The sequence below is a fragment of the Streptomyces deserti genome (genome assembly GCF_054782695.1).
Genome location: NZ_BAAGRZ010000001.1, coordinates 159,841 through 178,163, shown reverse-complemented (window position 1 = coordinate 178,163; position 18,323 = coordinate 159,841). Strand labels below are relative to the sequence as shown.

The following is an 18,323-nucleotide window of genomic DNA, read 5'->3' as shown; positions in this document are numbered from 1 at the left end:
TTGGAACGGATTATCCCGGTTCCCGAGAACCGCTCCATCATGTAACCTGCACGAAATTTTGCGATCACGCAGAGGGCCAACGTCGTCCCTCGGCACCTTGCACATGCCACATGACGACGACGGGAGAGCCGATGCGTACGCCGCGCCAGCCGTCCCAGCACTCCGCGAATGGCCAGAACTGGTCGTTCATGGATGCTCGCCCTGCTGCGCAGGGTATGTACGACCCCCGCAACGAGCACGACGCCTGTGGCGTCGGCTTCGTCGCCACCCTCACCGGCGAGGCGTCCCACACCCTGGTCGAACAGGCACTCACCGTCCTGCGCAACCTGGAGCACCGCGGTGCCACCGGCTCCGAGCCGGACTCCGGCGACGGTGCGGGCATCCTGTCGCAGGTCCCCGACACCTTCTTGCGTGAGGTGGCCGGATTCGAGCTGCCCGAGGCCGGTGCGTATGCCGTCGGTATCGCCTTCCTGCCGGAGGACTCCGCCCACGAGGCCGTCTCGCGGATCGAGACGATCGCGGACGAGGAGGGCCTGACGGTCCTCGGCTGGCGTGACGTCCCCGTCGCCCCCGAACTTCTGGGTGCCACCGCCCGGTCGACCATGCCCGTCTTCCGGCAGATCTTCGTCAGCGACGGCGCCGGTGCCACGGGTATCGACCTCGACCGCAAGGCCTTCGTGCTGCGCAAGCGCGCCGAGCGCGAGGTCGGCGTGTACTTCCCGTCGCTGTCCGCGCGGACGATCGTCTACAAGGGCATGCTGACCACCGGACAGCTGGAGCCGTTCTTCCCGGACCTGTCCGACCGCCGGTTCGCCTCCGCGATCGCACTCGTGCACTCCCGGTTCTCGACGAACACCTTCCCGAGCTGGCCGCTGGCCCACCCGTACCGCTTCGTCGCGCACAACGGTGAGATCAACACCGTCAAGGGCAACCGCAACTGGATGGCGGCCCGCGAGTCCCAGATCGTCTCCGACCTGTTCGGCGGCCAGGACAAGATCGACCGGATCTTCCCGATCTGCACGCCCGACGCCTCCGACTCGGCGTCCTTCGACGAGGTGCTGGAGCTGCTGCACCTGGGCGGCCGTTCGCTGCCGCACTCCGTGCTGATGATGATCCCGGAGGCGTGGGAGAACCACGACTCCATGGATCCGGCCCGGCGCGCCTTCTACCAGTTCCACGCCACGCTGATGGAGCCCTGGGACGGCCCGGCCTGCGTCACCTTCACCGACGGCACCCAGGTCGGCGCCGTGCTCGACCGCAACGGCCTGCGCCCCGGCCGCTACTGGGTCACCGACGACGGCCTCGTCGTCCTCGGCTCCGAGGTCGGCGTCCTCGACATCGACCCGGCCAAGGTCGTCCGCAAGGGCCGCCTGCAGCCCGGCCGCATGTTCCTTGTCGACACCGCCGAGCACCGCATCATCGAGGACGACGAGATCAAGGCCCAGCTCGCCGTCGAGCACCCGTACGCGGAGTGGCTGGAGGCCGGCGAGATCGAGCTCTCCGACCTGCCCGAGCGTGAGCACATCGTGCACACGCACGCCTCGGTCACCCGCCGTCAGCAGACCTTCGGGTACACCGAGGAGGAGCTGCGCGTCATCCTCGCGCCGATGGCCAAGTCCGGCGCCGAGCCGATCGGTTCGATGGGTACGGACAGCCCGATCGCGGCCCTGTCCGACCGCCCGCGGCTGCTCTTCGACTACTTCACCCAGCTGTTCGCGCAGGTCACCAACCCGCCGCTGGACGCCATCCGCGAGGAGCTCGTCACCTCCCTGCGGTCCTCCCTCGGCCCGCAGGGCAACCTGCTGGAGCCGACCGCCGCGTCCTGCCGCAGTGTCGTGCTGCCGTTCCCGGTGATCGACAACGACGAGCTGGCCAAGCTCATCCACATCAACGCCGACGGCGACATGCCCGGCTTCAAGGCCGCGACCCTGTCCGGCCTGTACCGGGTGTACGGCGGCGGCGAGGCGCTGGCCGCCCGCATCGAGGAGATCCGCGCCGAGGCCGACGCCGCCATAGAGAACGGCGCCCGCCTGATCGTCCTGTCGGACCGCCACTCGGACGCCGAGCACGCGCCGATCCCGTCGCTGCTGCTCACCGCGGCCGTCCACCACCACCTCATCCGCACCAAGCAGCGCACCCAGGTGGGCCTGCTGGTCGAGGCCGGCGACGTCCGCGAGGTCCACCACGTCGCCCTCCTCATCGGCTACGGCGCGGCCGCCGTCAACCCGTACCTGGCGATGGAGTCCGTCGAGGACCTGGTCCGCGCGGGGACGTTCCTCCCCGGTGTGGAGCCGGAGCAGGCCATCCGCAACCTGATCTACGCCCTCGGCAAGGGCGTGCTGAAGGTCATGTCCAAGATGGGCATCTCGACCGTCGCGTCCTACCGGGGCGCCCAGGTGTTCGAGGCCGTGGGCCTCGACGAAAAGTTCGTCAACAAGTACTTCAGCGGCACGGCCACCAAGATCGGCGGCGTCGGCATCGACGTCATCGCCAAGGAGGTCGCCGCCCGCCACGCCAAGGCGTACCCGGCGAGCGGCATCGCGCCCGCCCACCGTGCGCTGGAGATCGGCGGCGAGTACCAGTGGCGCCGCGAGGGCGAGCCGCATCTGTTCGACCCGGAGACGGTCTTCCGCCTCCAGCACTCCACGCGCACCGGCCGCTACGACATCTTCAAGAAGTACACCGAGCGGGTGAACGAGCAGTCCGAGCGCCTGATGACGCTGCGCGGCCTGTTCGGCTTCAAGTCGGACCGGAAGCCGATCCCGATCGAGGAGGTCGAGCCGGCCTCCGAGATCGTCAAGCGGTTCTCCACGGGCGCCATGTCGTACGGCTCCATCTCCGAGGAGGCGCACGAGACCCTCGCCATCGCCATGAACCAGCTGGGCGGCAAGTCCAACACCGGTGAGGGCGGCGAGGACCCGGAGCGCCTGTACGACCCGGCGCGCCGGTCGAGCATCAAGCAGGTCGCCTCCGGCCGCTTCGGCGTGACGAGCGAGTACCTGGTCAACTCCGACGACATCCAGATCAAGATGGCGCAGGGCGCCAAGCCCGGCGAGGGCGGCCAGCTGCCCGGTCACAAGGTGTACCCGTGGGTGGCCAAGACCCGGCACAGCACCCCCGGTGTCGGCCTGATCTCGCCGCCGCCGCACCACGACATCTACTCCATCGAGGACCTGGCCCAGCTGATCCACGACCTGAAGAACGCGAACCCGCAGGCGCGGATTCACGTGAAGCTGGTCTCGGAGGTCGGCGTCGGCACGGTCGCCGCGGGTGTGTCGAAGGCGCACGCGGACGTCGTGCTCATCTCGGGTCACGACGGCGGTACGGGTGCCTCCCCGCTGACGTCGCTGAAGCACGCGGGCGGTCCCTGGGAGCTCGGCCTCGCCGAGACCCAGCAGACCCTGCTGCTCAACGGCCTGCGCGACCGGATCGTCGTGCAGACCGACGGCCAGCTGAAGACCGGCCGTGACGTGATCATCGCCGCGCTGCTGGGCGCCGAGGAGTTCGGTTTCGCGACCGCGCCGCTCGTCGTCTCCGGCTGCGTCATGATGCGCGTCTGCCACCTGGACACCTGCCCGGTCGGCATCGCCACGCAGAACCCGGTGCTGCGCGAGCGGTTCAACGGCAAGGCCGAGTTCGTCGTGAACTTCTTCCAGTTCATCGCCGAGGAGGTCCGCGAGCTGCTGGCCGAGCTGGGCTTCCGTTCCATCGAGGAGGCCGTCGGCCACGCCGAGGTCCTCGACGTGCAGCGGGCCGTCGACCACTGGAAGGCGCAGGGCCTGGACCTGGAGCCGCTGTTCCACGTGCCCGAGCTGCCCGAGGGCGCCGTGCGCCACCAGGTCATCGCGCAGGACCACGGCCTGGAGAAGGCGCTCGACAACGAGCTCATCAAGCTCGCCGCCGACGCCCTGTCCGCGTCCAGCGCGAACGACGCCCAGCCGGTGCGCGCCCAGGTCGCGATCCGCAACATCAACCGCACGGTCGGCACCATGCTCGGCCACGAGGTGACGAAGAAGTTCGGCGGCGCGGGCCTGCCCGACGACACCATCGACATCACCTTCACCGGCTCCGCCGGCCAGTCGTTCGGCGCCTTCGTCCCGCGCGGTGTCACGCTGCGCCTGGAGGGCGACGCCAACGACTACGTCGGCAAGGGCCTGTCCGGCGGCCGGATCGTCGTCCGCCCGGACCGGGCCGCCGACCACCTCGCCGAGTACAGCGTCATCGCGGGCAACACCCTCGCGTACGGCGCGACCGGCGGCGAGATGTTCCTGCGCGGCAAGGTCGGCGAACGCTTCTGTGTCCGAAACTCCGGCGCGCTGGTCGTCTCCGAGGGCGTGGGCGACCACGGCTGCGAGTACATGACCGGCGGTCACGCGGTGGTGCTCGGCGAGACGGGCCGCAACTTCGCGGCCGGCATGTCCGGCGGCATCGCGTACGTCATCGACCTCGACCGTGACAACGTCAACGTCGGCAACCTCAACGCCGTCGAGGCGCTCGACGACGCCGACAAGCAGTGGCTGCACGACGTGGTCCGCCGGCACCAGGAGGAGACGGGCTCGACCGTCGCCGAGAAGCTGCTGGCCGAGTGGGACAGCGCCGTGGAGCGCTTCAGCAAGATCATCCCCAGCACGTACAAGGCAGTGCTCGCCGCCAAGGACGCCGCCGAGCGAGCCGGTCTCCCCGAGTCCGAGATCCACGAGAAGATGATGGAGGCGGCGATCAATGGCTGATCCGAAGGGCTTTCTGAACCACGGCCGTGAGGTCGCCAAGACCCGTCCCGTCGAAGAGCGCGTCAGGGACTGGAACGAGGTCTACGTCCCCGGCTCCCTGCTGCCGATCATCAGCAAGCAGGCCAGCCGCTGCATGGACTGCGGCATCCCGTTCTGCCACAACGGCTGTCCGCTGGGGAACCTGATCCCCGAGTGGAACGACTACGCCTACCGCGAGGACTGGGCGGCGGCGAGCGAGCGCCTGCACGCCACGAACAACTTCCCGGAGTTCACGGGACGTCTGTGCCCGGCCCCGTGCGAGTCGGCGTGCGTGCTCGGCATCAACCAGCCGCCGGTCACCATCAAGAACGTCGAGGTCTCGATCATCGACAAGGCGTGGGAGACCGGGGACGTCGCCCCGCAGATCCCGGAGCGCCTGTCCGGCAAGACGGTCGCGGTCATCGGCTCGGGCCCGGCGGGCCTGGCCGCCGCCCAGCAGCTGACCCGCGCCGGTCACACGGTCGCCGTCTACGAGCGCGCGGACCGCATCGGAGGCCTCCTGCGCTACGGCATCCCCGAGTTCAAGATGGAGAAGCGGCACATCAACCGGCGTATCGAGCAGATGCGCGCGGAGGGCACCCGCTTCCGCACCGGCATCGAGATCGGCCGCGACCTGAAGGCGACGGACCTGAAGAAGCGGTACGACGCCGTGGTCCTGGCCGTCGGCGCCACGACCGCCCGCGACCTCCCGGTCCCCGGCCGCGAGCTCAAGGGCATCTACCAGGCCATGGAGTACCTGCCGCTGGCCAACAAGGTCCAGGAGGGCGACTACGTCGCCCCGCCGATCTCGGCCGAGGGCAAGCACGTCGTGGTCATCGGCGGCGGTGACACCGGCGCCGACTGCGTGGGCACCGCCCACCGCCAGGGCGCGGCCTCCGTCACCCAGTTGGAGATCATGCCCCGCCCGAACGACGAGCGGAACCCGGTCGCCCAGCCGTGGCCGACCTTCCCGATGCTGTACAAGGTCACCAGTGCCCACGAGGAGGGCGGCGAGCGGATCTACTCCGTCTCCACCACCCACTTCGAGGGCGACGAGGACGGCAACGTCCAGTGGCTGCACATGACCGAGGTCGAGTTCGTCGACGGCAAGCTCACCCAGAAGCCGGGCACCGAGCGGAAGATCCCCGCCCAGCTGGTCACCCTCGCCATGGGCTTCACCGGCACCGACCGGGAGAACGGCCTGGTCGAGCAGCTGGGCCTGGAGCTCGACGAGCGCGGCAACATCGCCCGCGACGCCGACTTCCAGACCAACGTGCCGGGCGTGTTCGTGGCCGGTGACGCGGGCCGCGGCCAGTCGCTGATCGTGTGGGCCATCGCGGAGGGCCGCTCGGCGGCGCGCGGGGTGGACCGCTACCTCACGGGCGCGAGCGACCTGCCGGCCCCGATCCGGCCGACGGACCGTGCGCTGACGGTCTGACACGCCTTCGTCTGACACACCCCATATACGTCCCGTACAACGGCGTACGGGCGGGATATCTGGGGGGATACCCCCCAGACCCCCCGAGACGGCGCCTGCCCCCTGTCCCCGACCGGACGAACGGGCAGGCGTCGCCGTTTGTGCCGTACTCTCTGCACCCACGTCCGGTGATCAAGGGGGCACGTATGGCGGCGATCAGTCTGCGGAAAGTGGAGGAGACCGCGCCCGCGCTGGTCGACCTGTACAAGACCGCCGGAGTGTCGCTGACCAAGCACGGGCTGGACGGGCTACGGGCCGCCGTCTACCTCGTCGTCGACTACTCGGGCTCCATGAGGCCGTACTACAAGGACGGCAGCGTGCAGGCGCTCGCCGAACGGGTGCTCGGACTGTCCGCGCACCTCGACGACGACGGCACCGTGCCGGTCGTGTTCTTCTCCACCGACGTGGACGCCGTCACCGACATCGCGCTCGACGGTCACCAGGGGCGCGTCGAGCGGATCGTGGCCGGGCTCGGGCACATGGGCAGGACCAGCTATCACCTGGCGATGGACGCGGTCATCGACCACTACCTGGACAGCGGGGCGAGGGAGCCCGCCCTCGTCGTCTTCCAGACCGACGGCGGGCCCATCAACAAGCTCGCGGCGGAGCGGTACCTGTGCAAGGCGGCCAAGCTGCCGCTGTTCTGGCAGTTCGTCGGCTTCGGGGATCCGGGCAGCCGGCAGTTCGAGTTCCTGCGCAAGCTCGACGAGCTGGCCGTGCCGGACAAGCGCGTCGTCGACAACGCCGGGTTCTTCCACGCCGGTTCGGATCCGCGGAAGATGTCCGACGCCGAGTTGTACGACCGTCTGGTGGGCGAGTTCCCGAAGTGGCTGGTGGCCGCACGGTCCCTGGAGATCGTGCGGCCGGCCCGAGTCACCCGGCCAGGCGCTTGAACTGCTCCCCGGTCAGGGCGAGTCCGAGCGCACCGACGTTCTCCGCCAGGTGGGCGAGGGAGGACGTGCCCCGGGATGGGGAGGACGTTCGGGGCGCGGTGCAGCAGCCACGCCAGGGCGGTCTGGGACCGGGTGGCGCCCAGCTCCTCGGCGACGGCGGCGACCGGGCCGCCGTCGCCCGCGTGCTCGCCCATCGCGATGGGGAAGTACGGAAGGAACGCGATCTGACGCTCGGCGGTGTGGTCGATCACGGGGTCGTGTCCCCGCGTGGCCAGGTTGTAGACGTTCTGCACGCTCGCGATCGGCGCGATCGCCGACGCCGCCTCCAGCTCCTCCACCGTCACCTCGGACAGCCCGATGTGCCGGACCCTGCCCTCCTCCTGGAGCCGCTTCAGCGCGCCGATCTGGTCGGCCAGCGGGTACGCGGGGTCGATCCGGTGCAGCTGGAACAGGTCGATGCGGTCGGTGCGCAGCCGGCGCAGGCTCAACTCGGCCTGCTGGCGCAGGTAGGCGGGATGGCCGTGCGTGACCCACTCGGTCGGGCTCGGCCGTACGACGCCGGCCTCGGTGGCGATCACGAGGTCGTCGCGGTAGGGGTGCAGGGCCTCGGCGGGGGCAGTGTCATGAAGATCGGGGAGCTCGCCCGCGAGACCGGCGTCAGCGTCCGGCTGCTGCGCTACTACGAGGAACAGGGACTCCTCGACGCGGACCGCACTCCGGGCGGACAGCGCGTGTACGGCGCCGGCGCGCCCGCGACCGTACGCCGGATCCGCGCGCTTCCCGACGCGGGCCTGCCCACGCGGCTGATCCGTGAGGTCCTGGACTGCGTCTGCGGCAGCCGGACCGAGGTCGAGCCGTGCCTGACCCCGCTCCTCGTGGACCATCTGCAGGGCATCGAGGAGCGCATCGCCCGCCTGGAGGGCTCCCGCCGGTCGCTGAGCGGCTGCTCGCCCCGTTGGCCTAGCCGTATCGCTTCTCCCGTTGGCGTGCCCGTACGGCCGTGCCACGCTGGGAGTACCCGACGGGGAGGCGACGACGTATGGGCGACGGCGCGCGATCAGTGGGTGTGACGGCGGCTTCCGACCGCAGGCGGACTCCCGGCAGGGGTGAGCGGTTCGCGGGCTGGGCCGACGGGCGGCTCGGCCTCTTCGCGCTGGCCAAGGCCAACATGCGCAAGGTCTTCCCGGACCACTGGTCGTTCATGCTGGGCGAGGTCAGCCTCTACAGCTTCCTCGTCCTGATCCTCACCGGCGTCTACCTCACCCTGTTCTTCGAACCGAGCGGCGTCGAGGTCGTCTACAACGGCTCGTACACGCCGCTCAACGGCGTCATGATGACGAGGGCGTACGAGTCCACGCTCGACATCAGCTTCGACGTGCGCGGCGGGCTGCTGATCCGGCAGATCCACCACTGGGCGGCGCTGGTCTTCATCGCCGGCATGATGACGCACATGATGCGGGTGTTCTTCACCGGCGCCTTCCGCAAGCCGCGCGAGGTCAACTGGGTGTTCGGCTGGACCCTGCTGATGCTGGGCATCATCACCGGCCTGACCGGCTACTCCCTGCCCGACGATCTGCTGTCCGGCACCGGCCTGCGCTTCGCCCACGGCGCGATCCTGTCCATCCCGATCGTGGGGACGTACCTGGCGTTCTTCCTCTTCGGCGGGGAGTTCCCCGGCGACGACATCATCCCGCGGCTGTTCCCGGTCCACGTGCTGCTGCTGCCCGGGCTCATGCTGGGCCTGGTCGCCGTGCACCTGATGCTGGTCTTCTACCACAAGCACACCCAGTACCCGGGGCCCGGGCGGGGCGAGAAATCGGTCGTCGGCATGCCCTTCCTGCCGGTGTACATGGCCAAGGCGGGCGGCTTCTTCTTCCTCGTCTTCGGCGTGCTGACGATCATGGGCGCCGTCGCGCAGATCAACCCCGTGTGGGCCTTCGGCCCCTACCGGCCCGACCTGGTCACCACCGGCGCCCAGCCCGACTGGTACCTCGGCTTCTCCGAGGGGCTGATCCGGGTGATGCCGGGATGGGAGATCAACCTGTGGGGGCACACGCTGGTGCTGGGCGTGTTCATCCCGTTCGCGCTGTTCCCGCTGGTCATGCTCGCCATCGGGGTGTATCCCTTCATCGAGGCGTGGATCACCGGCGACAAACGCGAGCACCACATCCTGGACCGGCCGCGCAACGCGCCCGTGCGCACCGGCCTCGGCGTGGCCTGGCTGAGCCTGTACGTGGTGCTGCTGATCGGCGGCGGCAACGACATCGTGGCCACCCATCTGCACCTGTCCATCAACGCGATCACCTGGTTCGTGCGGGTCGCCGTCTTCGTGGTGCCGGTCCTCGCCTTCATCGTCACCAAGAAGATCTGCATGGCGCTGCAGCGCCGGGACCGGAACAAGGTGCTGCACGGCAGGGAGACCGGCACCATCAAACGGCTGCCGAACGGCGAGTACGTCGAGGTCCACAAACCTCTCTCCCAGGCGGAGCTGTTCACCCTCACCCAGCACGAGCAGCCCCCGCCGTACGAGATCGGGCCCGTCGTGGACGCGGGCGGCGTCCGCCGCCGGGTCAAGCCGTCGCAGCGGCTGCGCGCCCGGCTCGCCAAGGCCATGTTCGGCCCCGACGCGCGGATCGAGAAGCCGACGGTGGAGGAGTACCGGGAGCTGACCGGCGGGGACCACCAGCACTGAGGACGAGCGCATGCGCTCGGTGCCAGTGATGACCCTTCCGGGCCGGGCCGGTGCCGGGCCGGGCCGGTGCCGGTGACCGAAAACCTAGGTGTCACACTCCAGCACCGTCCGGCACAGCGCACACCGTGCCCGCATCCGCCCCCGTACCGGCACCCGGATCCGCTGGTGGCAGGTCGGGCAGGGGAAGCTGACCCGCAGCGGGCCGTGCCCGTCCGGGGTGAAGGCGTACGGGGTGCCGCCCTCGGCCGGCACGTGCGCGTGGTCCTGTGCGTGCCGCCGGTCGCGTGCGTAGCGGCGGCGCCCGGCCCAGCCCGCCGCCGTCAGCGGCGGCTGCTGCTCGTCGCGGCGGGCCCGCGCCATGCCCTTGACGTACGCCGTGTACGCCTGCGGGCTGGTGAACCACACCGACGGGTCCTCACCGAACAGCAGCGCCCGCTTGGCCAGCACGTACCCGAACTCCTCCGGGGTGAGGTAGCCGAGCTTCTGCGACGACGTGGCGTCCTCCCGGTAGGCGTCGAGCAGCAGCCAGCCCGCGCCCAGGTACGTCGTCGCCGTGTCGGTCAGGATCTCGTTCTCCCGTGTCCCGGGGAACGACAGGTCCAGGCGGTGCAGGTAGACGTGCATGATCTCGTGGGCCAGGGCCGCGCCGATGTCCCGGCGATGCCTGCGGAACCGGTCGTTCAGCTCCACGAAGTACTCCGGCCCCGCCGCGAGTTCGATGTTCGCCGCGTGCGTCATCTCACGGAAGGACACGATCACCCGGGCGTCCGGCAGCCGGTAGTGCCGCACCAGCTCCCGGGCCACGCGCTGCGCCCCGAGATACAGGTCGTCGGTGTCGCAGAACGCCACGTCGGCGGGGGCCACGCTGGTCGAGAACGTCTGGATCGTGTCGTACGACAGCCGTCTGTACAGCGCGGTGATGGCAGCCCGCACCATCTCCAGATGTGGGTAGCCGTGCTCGACCGGTCCGTCGTTCGCCACGCCTCACCCCCAAGACGCCCTGAACCCGATTCCACTCTACGGGGAGGTCACGGGCCGTGGGCTGGGGTGCGGCCGGAAAACCGGTCGTCTCCGGTCGCCCGGCGCTGCCAGAATCCGGGCCGTGACCAGCGAACAGCGTTCCGTCGCCGCCGCGCTGCGGGTGGGCGGCCAGGACGACGACCTCGAACAGCGGCTCGACGACGAACTCACCTCCTTCAACGCCGAGGCGACCGGCGCCTCAGTGCCCGAACCGCTCACCGTCCGCGTCACCGACGACACCGGCGCACTCGTCGGCGGGCTCACCGCCTCGGTGTGGGGCCGTCAGTGCTCGGTCGACATGCTGTGGGTGCGCGAGGACCAGCGGCACGCCGGGTGGGGGAGCCGGCTGATGCGGGCGGCAGAGGAGGAGAGCGTCCGGCGCGGCTGCACGAGCATGACGGTCTCCTCGTACACCTTCCAGGCCCCCGGCTTCTACCGGAAGATCGGATTCCAGGAGGTGGGCCGCATCGAGGGGGTGCCCGGCGGGCACGCGGACGTGTACTTCCACAAGGTCATCGGATCCGGGGGTGAAGCGGATCCCGGTGTGAAAGGGATCCGGGGTGAAGCGGATCCCGGGGTGAAGCGGGGTGAGCGGCCCGCCCCGTAGGCTGACCACCCATGACCACCAGCAACACCGGCACCCGTGACGTCGACCCGGCCGTCCGCGAGGAGCTCGCCCGGCTGCGTGACAGCATCGACAACATCGACGCGGCCGTCGTCCACATGCTCGCCGAGCGCTTCAAGTGCACCCAGCAGGTCGGCCACCTCAAGGCCAAGCACCAGCTGCCGCCCGCCGACCCGGCCCGCGAGGCCCGCCAGATCGCCCGGCTGCGCGCGCTCGCCGAGAACGCCAAACTCGACCCCGCGTTCGCCGAGAAGTTCCTGAACTTCATCGTCGCCGAGGTGATCCGCCACCACGAGCGGATCGCGGAGGAAACGGTGAACGGCGCTACGGAAGCGGTGAACGGCGCCACCCCCACCGTGAACTGACCCGGTGCGCTACGCCCACCGTGAACTGACCCCGGCGGACGTCCCGGGGGGAGTGACACGGCGGCCCACTCGGGGCATGCTGCGCTGTGCACTCCTTGTCAGCTGACGAGCACTGCGCGTCAGCACCCCCGGACACAGCTGGTCGTCCACCAGGAGGGACGTCGGGCCATGCCGTCGGATGCCAGGATCCTCATCGTCGACGATCACGAGGACGCCCTGTACGCGCTGGAGAGCGCCCTGGCCCCGCTGGGCTACCTGCTCGGCCGGGCCACCAGCGGCGACGAGGCGCTCAAACAGGTGCTGCGCGGCCAGGTCGGTCTGCTGCTGCTCGACGTGCGCATGCCCGGCGTCAGCGGCCTGGAGGTCGTGCGCTACATGCGGCGCCTGGAACAGACCCAGCACATCCCCGTCATCCTGCTCACCGGATTCGGCCCCGACCACGAACTGTCCGCCGCCGCCTTCGGGTTGGGCGTCGCCGACCTCGTCATGAAACCCGTCGACCCCTGGACGCTGCGCACCAAGGTCCGCTACCTGTACGACGCCCACCAGCGCCACCTGGCCCTGCAGCGCGAGGTCCGCGAACTGCGCGCCCTGCTGCGGGACCACGCCGAGGCCGCCGAGCACCCTCCGCGTCCCGCCCTGCCCCACCCGGACACGCGCGTACCACCCCAGCGACCCAAGGGGGCGCACGCCGGGGAGCTCGAAAAAGACCGCTCATAGACCGGACATTGGGCGCGTACCGATCCGCCTCTGTGCCCTGCCGGTGCCATCAGGCAGCATGTCCTGCATGTCCGTACTGACGCGCGACGAAGCGCAGACCCGAGCAGAGCTCCTCGACGTCCACCGCTACACGATCGAACTCGATCTGACCACCGGGGACGAGACCTTCGACTCCCGCACCGTGATCAGGTTCAGCGTCCGAGCCGACCAGGACGTCACGGACACCTTCGTCGAGGTCAAGCCCGCCGAGCTGCGCTCCGTCACCCTCGACGGACAGCCCCTGGACCCTCAGACCCTGGACGGCAACCGGCTGCCGCTGAAGAACCTCACCGCGGGCGAGCACGAACTGCGCGTCGACGCCGTCATGCGCTACTCCCGCACCGGCGAGGGCATGCACCGCTTCACCGACCCCACCGACGGCGAGACCTACGTCTACACCCAGCTGTTCATGGAGGACGTCCAGCGCGTCTTCGCCGCCTTCGACCAGCCCGACCTCAAGGCCGTCTTCGACCTGACCGTCAAGGCCCCCGAGCGCTGGACCGTCCTTGCCAACAGCGTCACCGAACACACCGACGGCGTATGGAAGGCCGCCCCCACCCCGCTGATCTCCACCTACCTCGTCGCCGTCGCCGCCGGCCCCTGGTACTCGCTGCGCACCGAACACCGCGGCCTGCCCTTCGGCATCCACTGCCGCCGCTCGCTCGCGCCCTACCTCGACGCGGACGCCGAGGAGATCCTCGACATCACGCGCGCGTGCTTCGACCGCTACCACGAGAAGTTCGAGGAGCCCTACCCCTTCGACTCCTACGACCAGGCCTTCGTCCCCGAGTTCAACGCCGGCGCCATGGAGAACCCCGGCCTGGTCACCTTCCGCGACGAGTTCGTCTACCGCTCCGCCGTCACCGACACCGAGCGGCAGACCCGCGCCATGGTCATCGCCCACGAGATGGCCCACATGTGGTTCGGCGACCTCGTCACCCTCAAGTGGTGGGACGACATCTGGCTCAACGAGTCCTTCGCCGAGTACATGGGCTACCAGACCCTCACCGAAGCCACCCGCTTCACCGACACCTGGACCGACTTCGGAGTCGCCCGCAAGGCCTGGGGCTACGACGCCGACCAGCGCCCCACCACCCACCCCGTCGCCCCCGAGGCCGTCACCGACACGGCCTCGGCGTTGCTGAACTTCGACGGCATCTCCTACGCCAAGGGCGCCTCCGCCCTGCGCCAACTCGTCACCTGGCTCGGCGAGAAGGACTTCCTGGCCGGCATCAACACCCACTTCAGTCGCCACAAGTTCGCCAACGCCACCCTCGCCGACTTCATCGACTCCCTCGCCGCCACCACCGAACGCGACGTCCACGCCTGGGCCGACGCCTGGCTGCGCACCACCGGCGTCGACACCCTCACCCCCGAAGTCAGTACCGACAACGGACACTGGCACCTCACCATCCGGCACCACAGCGGCCCCGCAGTCCGGTCCAAGCCCGGCCCGGCCAAGAACGGCCGCACCCCCCTCGCCACCCTCCAGCCGTCCGGCGGCAGCCGCCCGCACCGCATCACCATCGGCCTGTACGACCACGACCTCCACGACGCGAGCCGGCTGACCCTGCGCGATCGCCTGGAAGCGGATCTCCCCGCCACCGGCGACATCGGCATCAGCGCCGCCGGCCCACGCCCCGCGCTCCTCCTCCTCAACGACGGCGACCTCACCTACGCCAAAATCCGCTTCGACCCCGAGTCCTTCACGGCCATCCGCACCGCCCTGTCCGGCCTGCCCGAGCCGCTCACCCGCGCGGTCGTGTGGAACGCCCTGCGCGACGCCGTCCGCGACGGCGAACTCCCCGCCACCGCCTACCTGGAGACCGCCCGCACCCACCTCCCGCACGAGACGGACCTCGCCCTCGTCCAGGGCGTCCTCGCCTTCGCCTGCGTGCACATCGCCAACCGCTACCTCACCCCGGAGGAACGCCCCGCCGCCCTGAGCACCCTCTCCGCCCTGTGCCGCGACTTCATCCGCCGCACCGAGGACGGCGACCACCCCGGGCTGCGCCTGATCGCCGTACGCCACTGCATCGACGTCGCCGCCCACCCCGACACCATCGCCGCCTGGCTCGCCGACGGCACCGTCCCCGGCGGCCCCGAACTCGACCCCGAACTGCGCTGGCGGATCCTGGCACGCCTCGCCGTCCTCGGCGCCACCGACGAGGCCGCCATCGCCGCCGAACTGGACCGCGACCCGAGCGCCACCGGCCGGGAAGGCGCCGCCCGCTGCCGCGCCGCCCTGCCCGACGAGGACGCCAAGGCCCGGGCCTGGCAGGCGATGTTCACCGACGACGACCTGTCCAACTACCTGTTCACCGCCACCGCCCAGGGCTTCTGGCAGCCCGAACAGGCCGACCTGGTACGGCCGTACGTGCCGCGCTTCTACCAGGACGCCGTCGCCGTCGCCGCCCGCCGCGGCCCCGCCATCGCGGAGGCCGCCGGCCGCTGGGCCTTCCCCGCCCACGCCGTCGACGCCGAGAACCTGCGCCTGGGCGAGGAATGCCTGCGCGACGCCGACCCGATCCCCGCGCTGCGCCGCAAGCTGGCCGACCAACTGGACGACCTGGCACGCGCGTTGCGGGTACGGCAGGCGCAGGCGTCGTAGGACCGGCGACGCAGGGCGCGCCCTCCGGGACGAGAGGGGGTCCGGTCCGGCTCCGGCACGGGACACGGGGACGAGAGGCGCCCGGCACCGGACACCGGGTCGAGAGGCGCCCGGCACCGGACACCGGGTCGAGAGGCGCCCGGCACCGGCGCCGGGCGCCTCCAACACGCATTCCCCGCACGGACGTACCCCCTTTCGGGTTCCGCTCGTTGGGCTATTCGGGCGCGACCGCGCAGCCGGGTACAAGCTGGAATCCTCCCCGCGGAACTCCCCGCCCCCGCGCCCCGGAGGACCCCATGAGCACCCCGCCCCTCGCCTCAGGCCCCCAAGGCCCGCACGCCCTGCGGCCCTTGCTCGACACCGTGCTCGACGCCCTGCACACCGGGACGCTGGCCCGCGGCGGACCGCTGCCCGCCGGCGGACCGGAGCACGTCGCCGCCCGGGTACGGGACGCGGTGGGCGACATCCTGCCCGACCACGGCGACCCGGACGCCCTGCGCACCTTGGTCCACGCGTTCGCCGAAGGCGCCGCCGACCCCGCCGACCCGCTGTGCGCCGCCCACCTGCACTGCCCGCCCCTCGCCGTCGCCACCGCCGCCGACCTCGCCGCCTCCGCCCTCAACCCCTCCCTCGACTCCTGGGACCAGGCCCCCGCCGCCTCCGCACTGGAAACCCTCGTCACCCAGGCCCTGGCCCGCGAGACCGGCCACGCCGACGCCCTCGTCACCACCGGCGGAACCGAAGCCAACCACCTCGCCCTCCTCCTCGCCCGCGAAGCACACGGCGGCACCGTACGGCTCGTGTGCGGGGCCAACGCCCACCACTCCCTGCCCCGCGCCGCCTGGCTGCTCGGCCTGCCCGAACCCGTCGTCCTCCCCACCCCCACCGGCCTCCTCGACCCCGCCGGCCTCGACGAAGCCCTCACCCACCAGCCCGGCCCCGTCCTCGTCGCCGCCACCGCCGGCACCACCGACGCCGGCCTCATCGACCCGCTGCCCGAGATCGCCGCCCGCTGCGCCACCCACGGCGCCCGCCTCCACATCGACGCCGCCTACGGCGCCGGACTGCTCTTCAGCAACCACCACCGCACCCGACTCACCGGCCTCGACACCGCCGACACCGTCACCCTCGACCTGCACAAACTCGGCTGGCAGCCGGTCGCCGCCGGCCTCCTCACCGTCAAGAACCCCCACGACCTCACCGCACTCCACCAGCACGCCGACTACCTCAACGCCGACGACGACACCGACGCCGGCCTCCCCGACCTCCTCGGCCGCTCCCTGCGCACCTCCCGCCGCCCCGACACCCTCAAGATCGCTGCCACCCTCACCACCCTCGGCCGCACCGGCCTCGGCCACCTCGTCGACCAGGTCTGCGCCCTCGCCCAGCACTTTGCCGAACTCGTCCACGAACACCCCGGATTCGAGCTGTACGACCGTCCCACCCTCAGCACGGTCCTGTTCCGGCCCACCGGCGCGCCCGACGACACCGTCGCCGCCGTACGCCGCACCCTCCTCACCCACGGCCGCGCCGTCCTCGGCCGGGCCCACCTCGACGGCCGGCTCTGGCTCAAAACCACCCTCCTCAACCCCACCACCCGCCCCGGCGACCTGGCCGCCCTCCTCACCCTCGTGGAAGCGCACCTCGCGGAAGGAAACACCCCCGGATGAACCCCCCGACGCACCCCACCCCTCCGGCGACCCCCGCCCCCCGCCCCCCGCACCGCGAGGCCTACGCACCCCGCGACCTGGTCGGCATCGGCATCGGACCGTTCAACCTCTCCCTCGCCGCGCTCGCCCACCCACTCACCGAACTCGACACCGTCTTCTACGACCAGCACCCCGCCTTCGGCTGGCACCCCGGCCTCCTCCTCGACGGCGCCACCCTCCAAGTACCGTTCCTCGCCGACCTCGTGACCCTCGCCGACCCCGCCAGCCCCTGGACCTTCCTCAACTACCTCAAAGCCCGCGAACGGCTCTTCCCCTTCTACTTCGCCGAGCGCTTCCACATCCAGCGCGCCGAGTACGACGCCTACTGCCGCTGGGTCGCCGAAAACCTCCCCGGACTCCACTTCGGCCACCAGGTCGACGCCGTCCGCTGGAACCCCGAACGCGACCTGTTCGAAGTCGACTACACCCAGCTCGACACCGACGGCGAGGCCGAAGCCCTAGGCCGCACCTACACCAGGAACGTCGTCCTCGGCATCGGCACCGAACCCCACATCCCCGAACCCCTCAAACCCCTCGCCGAAGCCCCCGGCGTCCCCGTCGTGCACGCCGCCGACTACCTCGACCACCGCGACACCCTCCTCACCGCCGAGCACGTCACCGTCATCGGCACCGGACAGTCCGGCGCCGAGATCTTCCTCGACCTGCTGCGCCACCGGCCCCCCGGCCGCGAGAACATCCACTGGCTCGGCCGCACCGAGGCCTTCGCACCCATGGAGTACTCCAAGCTCGGCCTGGAACACTTCACCCCCGACTACACCCGCTACTTCCACGCCCTCGCCGAACCCGTCCGCGACCGGCTCGTCGCCACCCAATGGCAGCTCCACAAAGGCATCGACGCCGACACCATCGCCGCCATTCACGACGAGCTCTACCGCCGCAGCCTCGACGGCGGCTGGCCCGACGCCGTCCTCACCCCCGGCGTCCACGTCCGCACCGCCGGCCGCATCGCCACGACCAAAGTCGAACTCCACCTCGAACACACCCAGCAGGACACCCGCTCCCGCCTCACCACCGACGCCGTCGTCCTCGCCACCGGCTACCGCGAGCGCCCCCTCGACCGCATCCTCGCCGGCCTCGACCCCTACCTGCGCCGCGACAGCCGCGACCGCCCCCGCATCGACGAGCACCACCGGCTCGTCCTCGACCCCTCCGTCACCGGCGCGGGCGGTCACGTCTACGTACAGAACGCCGAAACCCACACCCACGGCGTCGGCGCCCCCGACCTCGGCCTCGCCGCCTGGCGCAGCGCGACCATCCTCAACTCCCTCATCGGAAAGGAGACCTACACGCTCCCGCGACGCACCGCCTTCACCACCTTCGGCCTGCAGCAGCAACCACAGATCCCGCCCGCCCGGCAGACACCGGCGCTCACCCCGCTCGTCGACCGACGGTAGTTCTTTGCC

The 18,323-nt window shown here is 70.7% G+C and carries 12 protein-coding genes and 1 pseudogene; 11 read left to right on the top strand and 2 right to left on the bottom strand.

All coding sequences use genetic code 11. From position 1 onward, the window contains the following. The first annotated feature begins 131 nt into the window (after positions 1–131). The 3 genes from gltB to ACYVMZ_RS00805 all read left to right on the top strand — a co-directional run bounded on the left by gltB (position 132) and on the right by ACYVMZ_RS00805 (position 7,118). The gene (gltB, locus tag ACYVMZ_RS00815) at positions 132–4,730 is read left to right on the top strand and encodes a glutamate synthase large subunit (protein ID WP_461076265.1); all 4,599 of its coding nucleotides are present in this window, start codon (positions 132–134) and stop codon (positions 4,728–4,730) included. Continuing rightward, the gene (locus ACYVMZ_RS00810) at positions 4,723–6,186 is read left to right on the top strand and encodes a glutamate synthase subunit beta (protein ID WP_461074322.1); all 1,464 of its coding nucleotides are present in this window, start codon (positions 4,723–4,725) and stop codon (positions 6,184–6,186) included. The genes gltB and ACYVMZ_RS00810 overlap by 8 nt, the downstream gene beginning before the upstream one ends. Before the next feature lie 185 nt (positions 6,187–6,371). Continuing rightward, positions 6,372–7,118 carry a vWA domain-containing protein gene (locus ACYVMZ_RS00805; RefSeq protein WP_461074321.1) on the top strand — a complete coding sequence of 249 codons (747 nt, stop codon included), beginning with the start codon at positions 6,372–6,374 and terminating at the stop codon, positions 7,116–7,118. Between the two features lie 128 nt (positions 7,119–7,246). On the opposite strand, the pseudogene ACYVMZ_RS00800 reads toward ACYVMZ_RS00805, so the two are convergent. Beyond that, a pseudogene (locus ACYVMZ_RS00800) lies at positions 7,247–7,696 on the bottom strand (aldo/keto reductase); the annotation flags it as partial. Here ACYVMZ_RS00800 and ACYVMZ_RS00795 point away from each other — a divergent pair. Both ACYVMZ_RS00795 and qcrB read left to right on the top strand, forming a co-directional pair. Beyond that, a complete protein-coding gene (locus ACYVMZ_RS00795) occupies positions 7,634–8,188 on the top strand; it encodes a MerR family transcriptional regulator (RefSeq protein WP_461074320.1) in 555 nt (184 codons plus the stop codon). The pseudogene ACYVMZ_RS00800 and the gene ACYVMZ_RS00795 sit on opposite strands and share 63 nt — an antisense overlap. Next, entirely contained in the window at positions 8,158–9,810 is a 1,653-nt protein-coding gene (qcrB, locus tag ACYVMZ_RS00790; RefSeq protein ID WP_461074319.1) for a cytochrome bc1 complex cytochrome b subunit, read from the top strand. The genes ACYVMZ_RS00795 and qcrB overlap by 31 nt, the downstream gene beginning before the upstream one ends. A gap of 84 nt (positions 9,811–9,894) precedes the next feature. On the opposite strand, the gene ACYVMZ_RS00785 is transcribed toward qcrB, so the two are convergent. Beyond that, on the bottom strand, positions 9,895–10,791 hold the full coding sequence (locus ACYVMZ_RS00785; RefSeq protein WP_461074318.1) for a hypothetical protein: 897 nt from the start codon (positions 10,789–10,791) through the stop codon (positions 9,895–9,897). 121 nt (positions 10,792–10,912) lie between these two features. Here ACYVMZ_RS00785 and ACYVMZ_RS00780 point away from each other — a divergent pair, with 121 nt between their 5' ends. The 6 genes from ACYVMZ_RS00780 (at position 10,913) to ACYVMZ_RS00755 (ending at position 18,314) form a co-directional block, all read left to right on the top strand. Further along, a complete protein-coding gene (locus ACYVMZ_RS00780) occupies positions 10,913–11,437 on the top strand; it encodes a GNAT family N-acetyltransferase (RefSeq protein WP_461074317.1) in 525 nt (174 codons plus the stop codon). A gap of 11 nt (positions 11,438–11,448) precedes the next feature. Continuing rightward, the gene (locus ACYVMZ_RS00775) at positions 11,449–11,820 is read left to right on the top strand and encodes a chorismate mutase (protein WP_461074316.1); all 372 of its coding nucleotides are present in this window, start codon (positions 11,449–11,451) and stop codon (positions 11,818–11,820) included. Positions 11,821–11,988: 168 nt separating this feature from the next. Beyond that, entirely contained in the window at positions 11,989–12,540 is a 552-nt protein-coding gene (locus ACYVMZ_RS00770; RefSeq protein WP_461074315.1) for a response regulator, read from the top strand. 58 nt (positions 12,541–12,598) lie between these two features. Next, entirely contained in the window at positions 12,599–15,190 is a 2,592-nt protein-coding gene (gene pepN, locus ACYVMZ_RS00765) for an aminopeptidase N (protein ID WP_461074314.1), read from the top strand. Between the two features lie 296 nt (positions 15,191–15,486). Further along, positions 15,487–16,860 carry a pyridoxal phosphate-dependent decarboxylase family protein gene (locus ACYVMZ_RS00760; protein ID WP_461074313.1) on the top strand — a complete coding sequence of 458 codons (1,374 nt, stop codon included), beginning with the start codon at positions 15,487–15,489 and terminating at the stop codon, positions 16,858–16,860. Then, positions 16,857–18,314: a lysine N(6)-hydroxylase/L-ornithine N(5)-oxygenase family protein gene (locus ACYVMZ_RS00755; protein ID WP_461074312.1), complete on the top strand. Its 1,458-nt coding sequence runs from the start codon at positions 16,857–16,859 to the stop codon at positions 18,312–18,314. The genes ACYVMZ_RS00760 and ACYVMZ_RS00755 overlap by 4 nt, the downstream gene beginning before the upstream one ends. Positions 18,315–18,323: the final 9 nt, after the last annotated feature.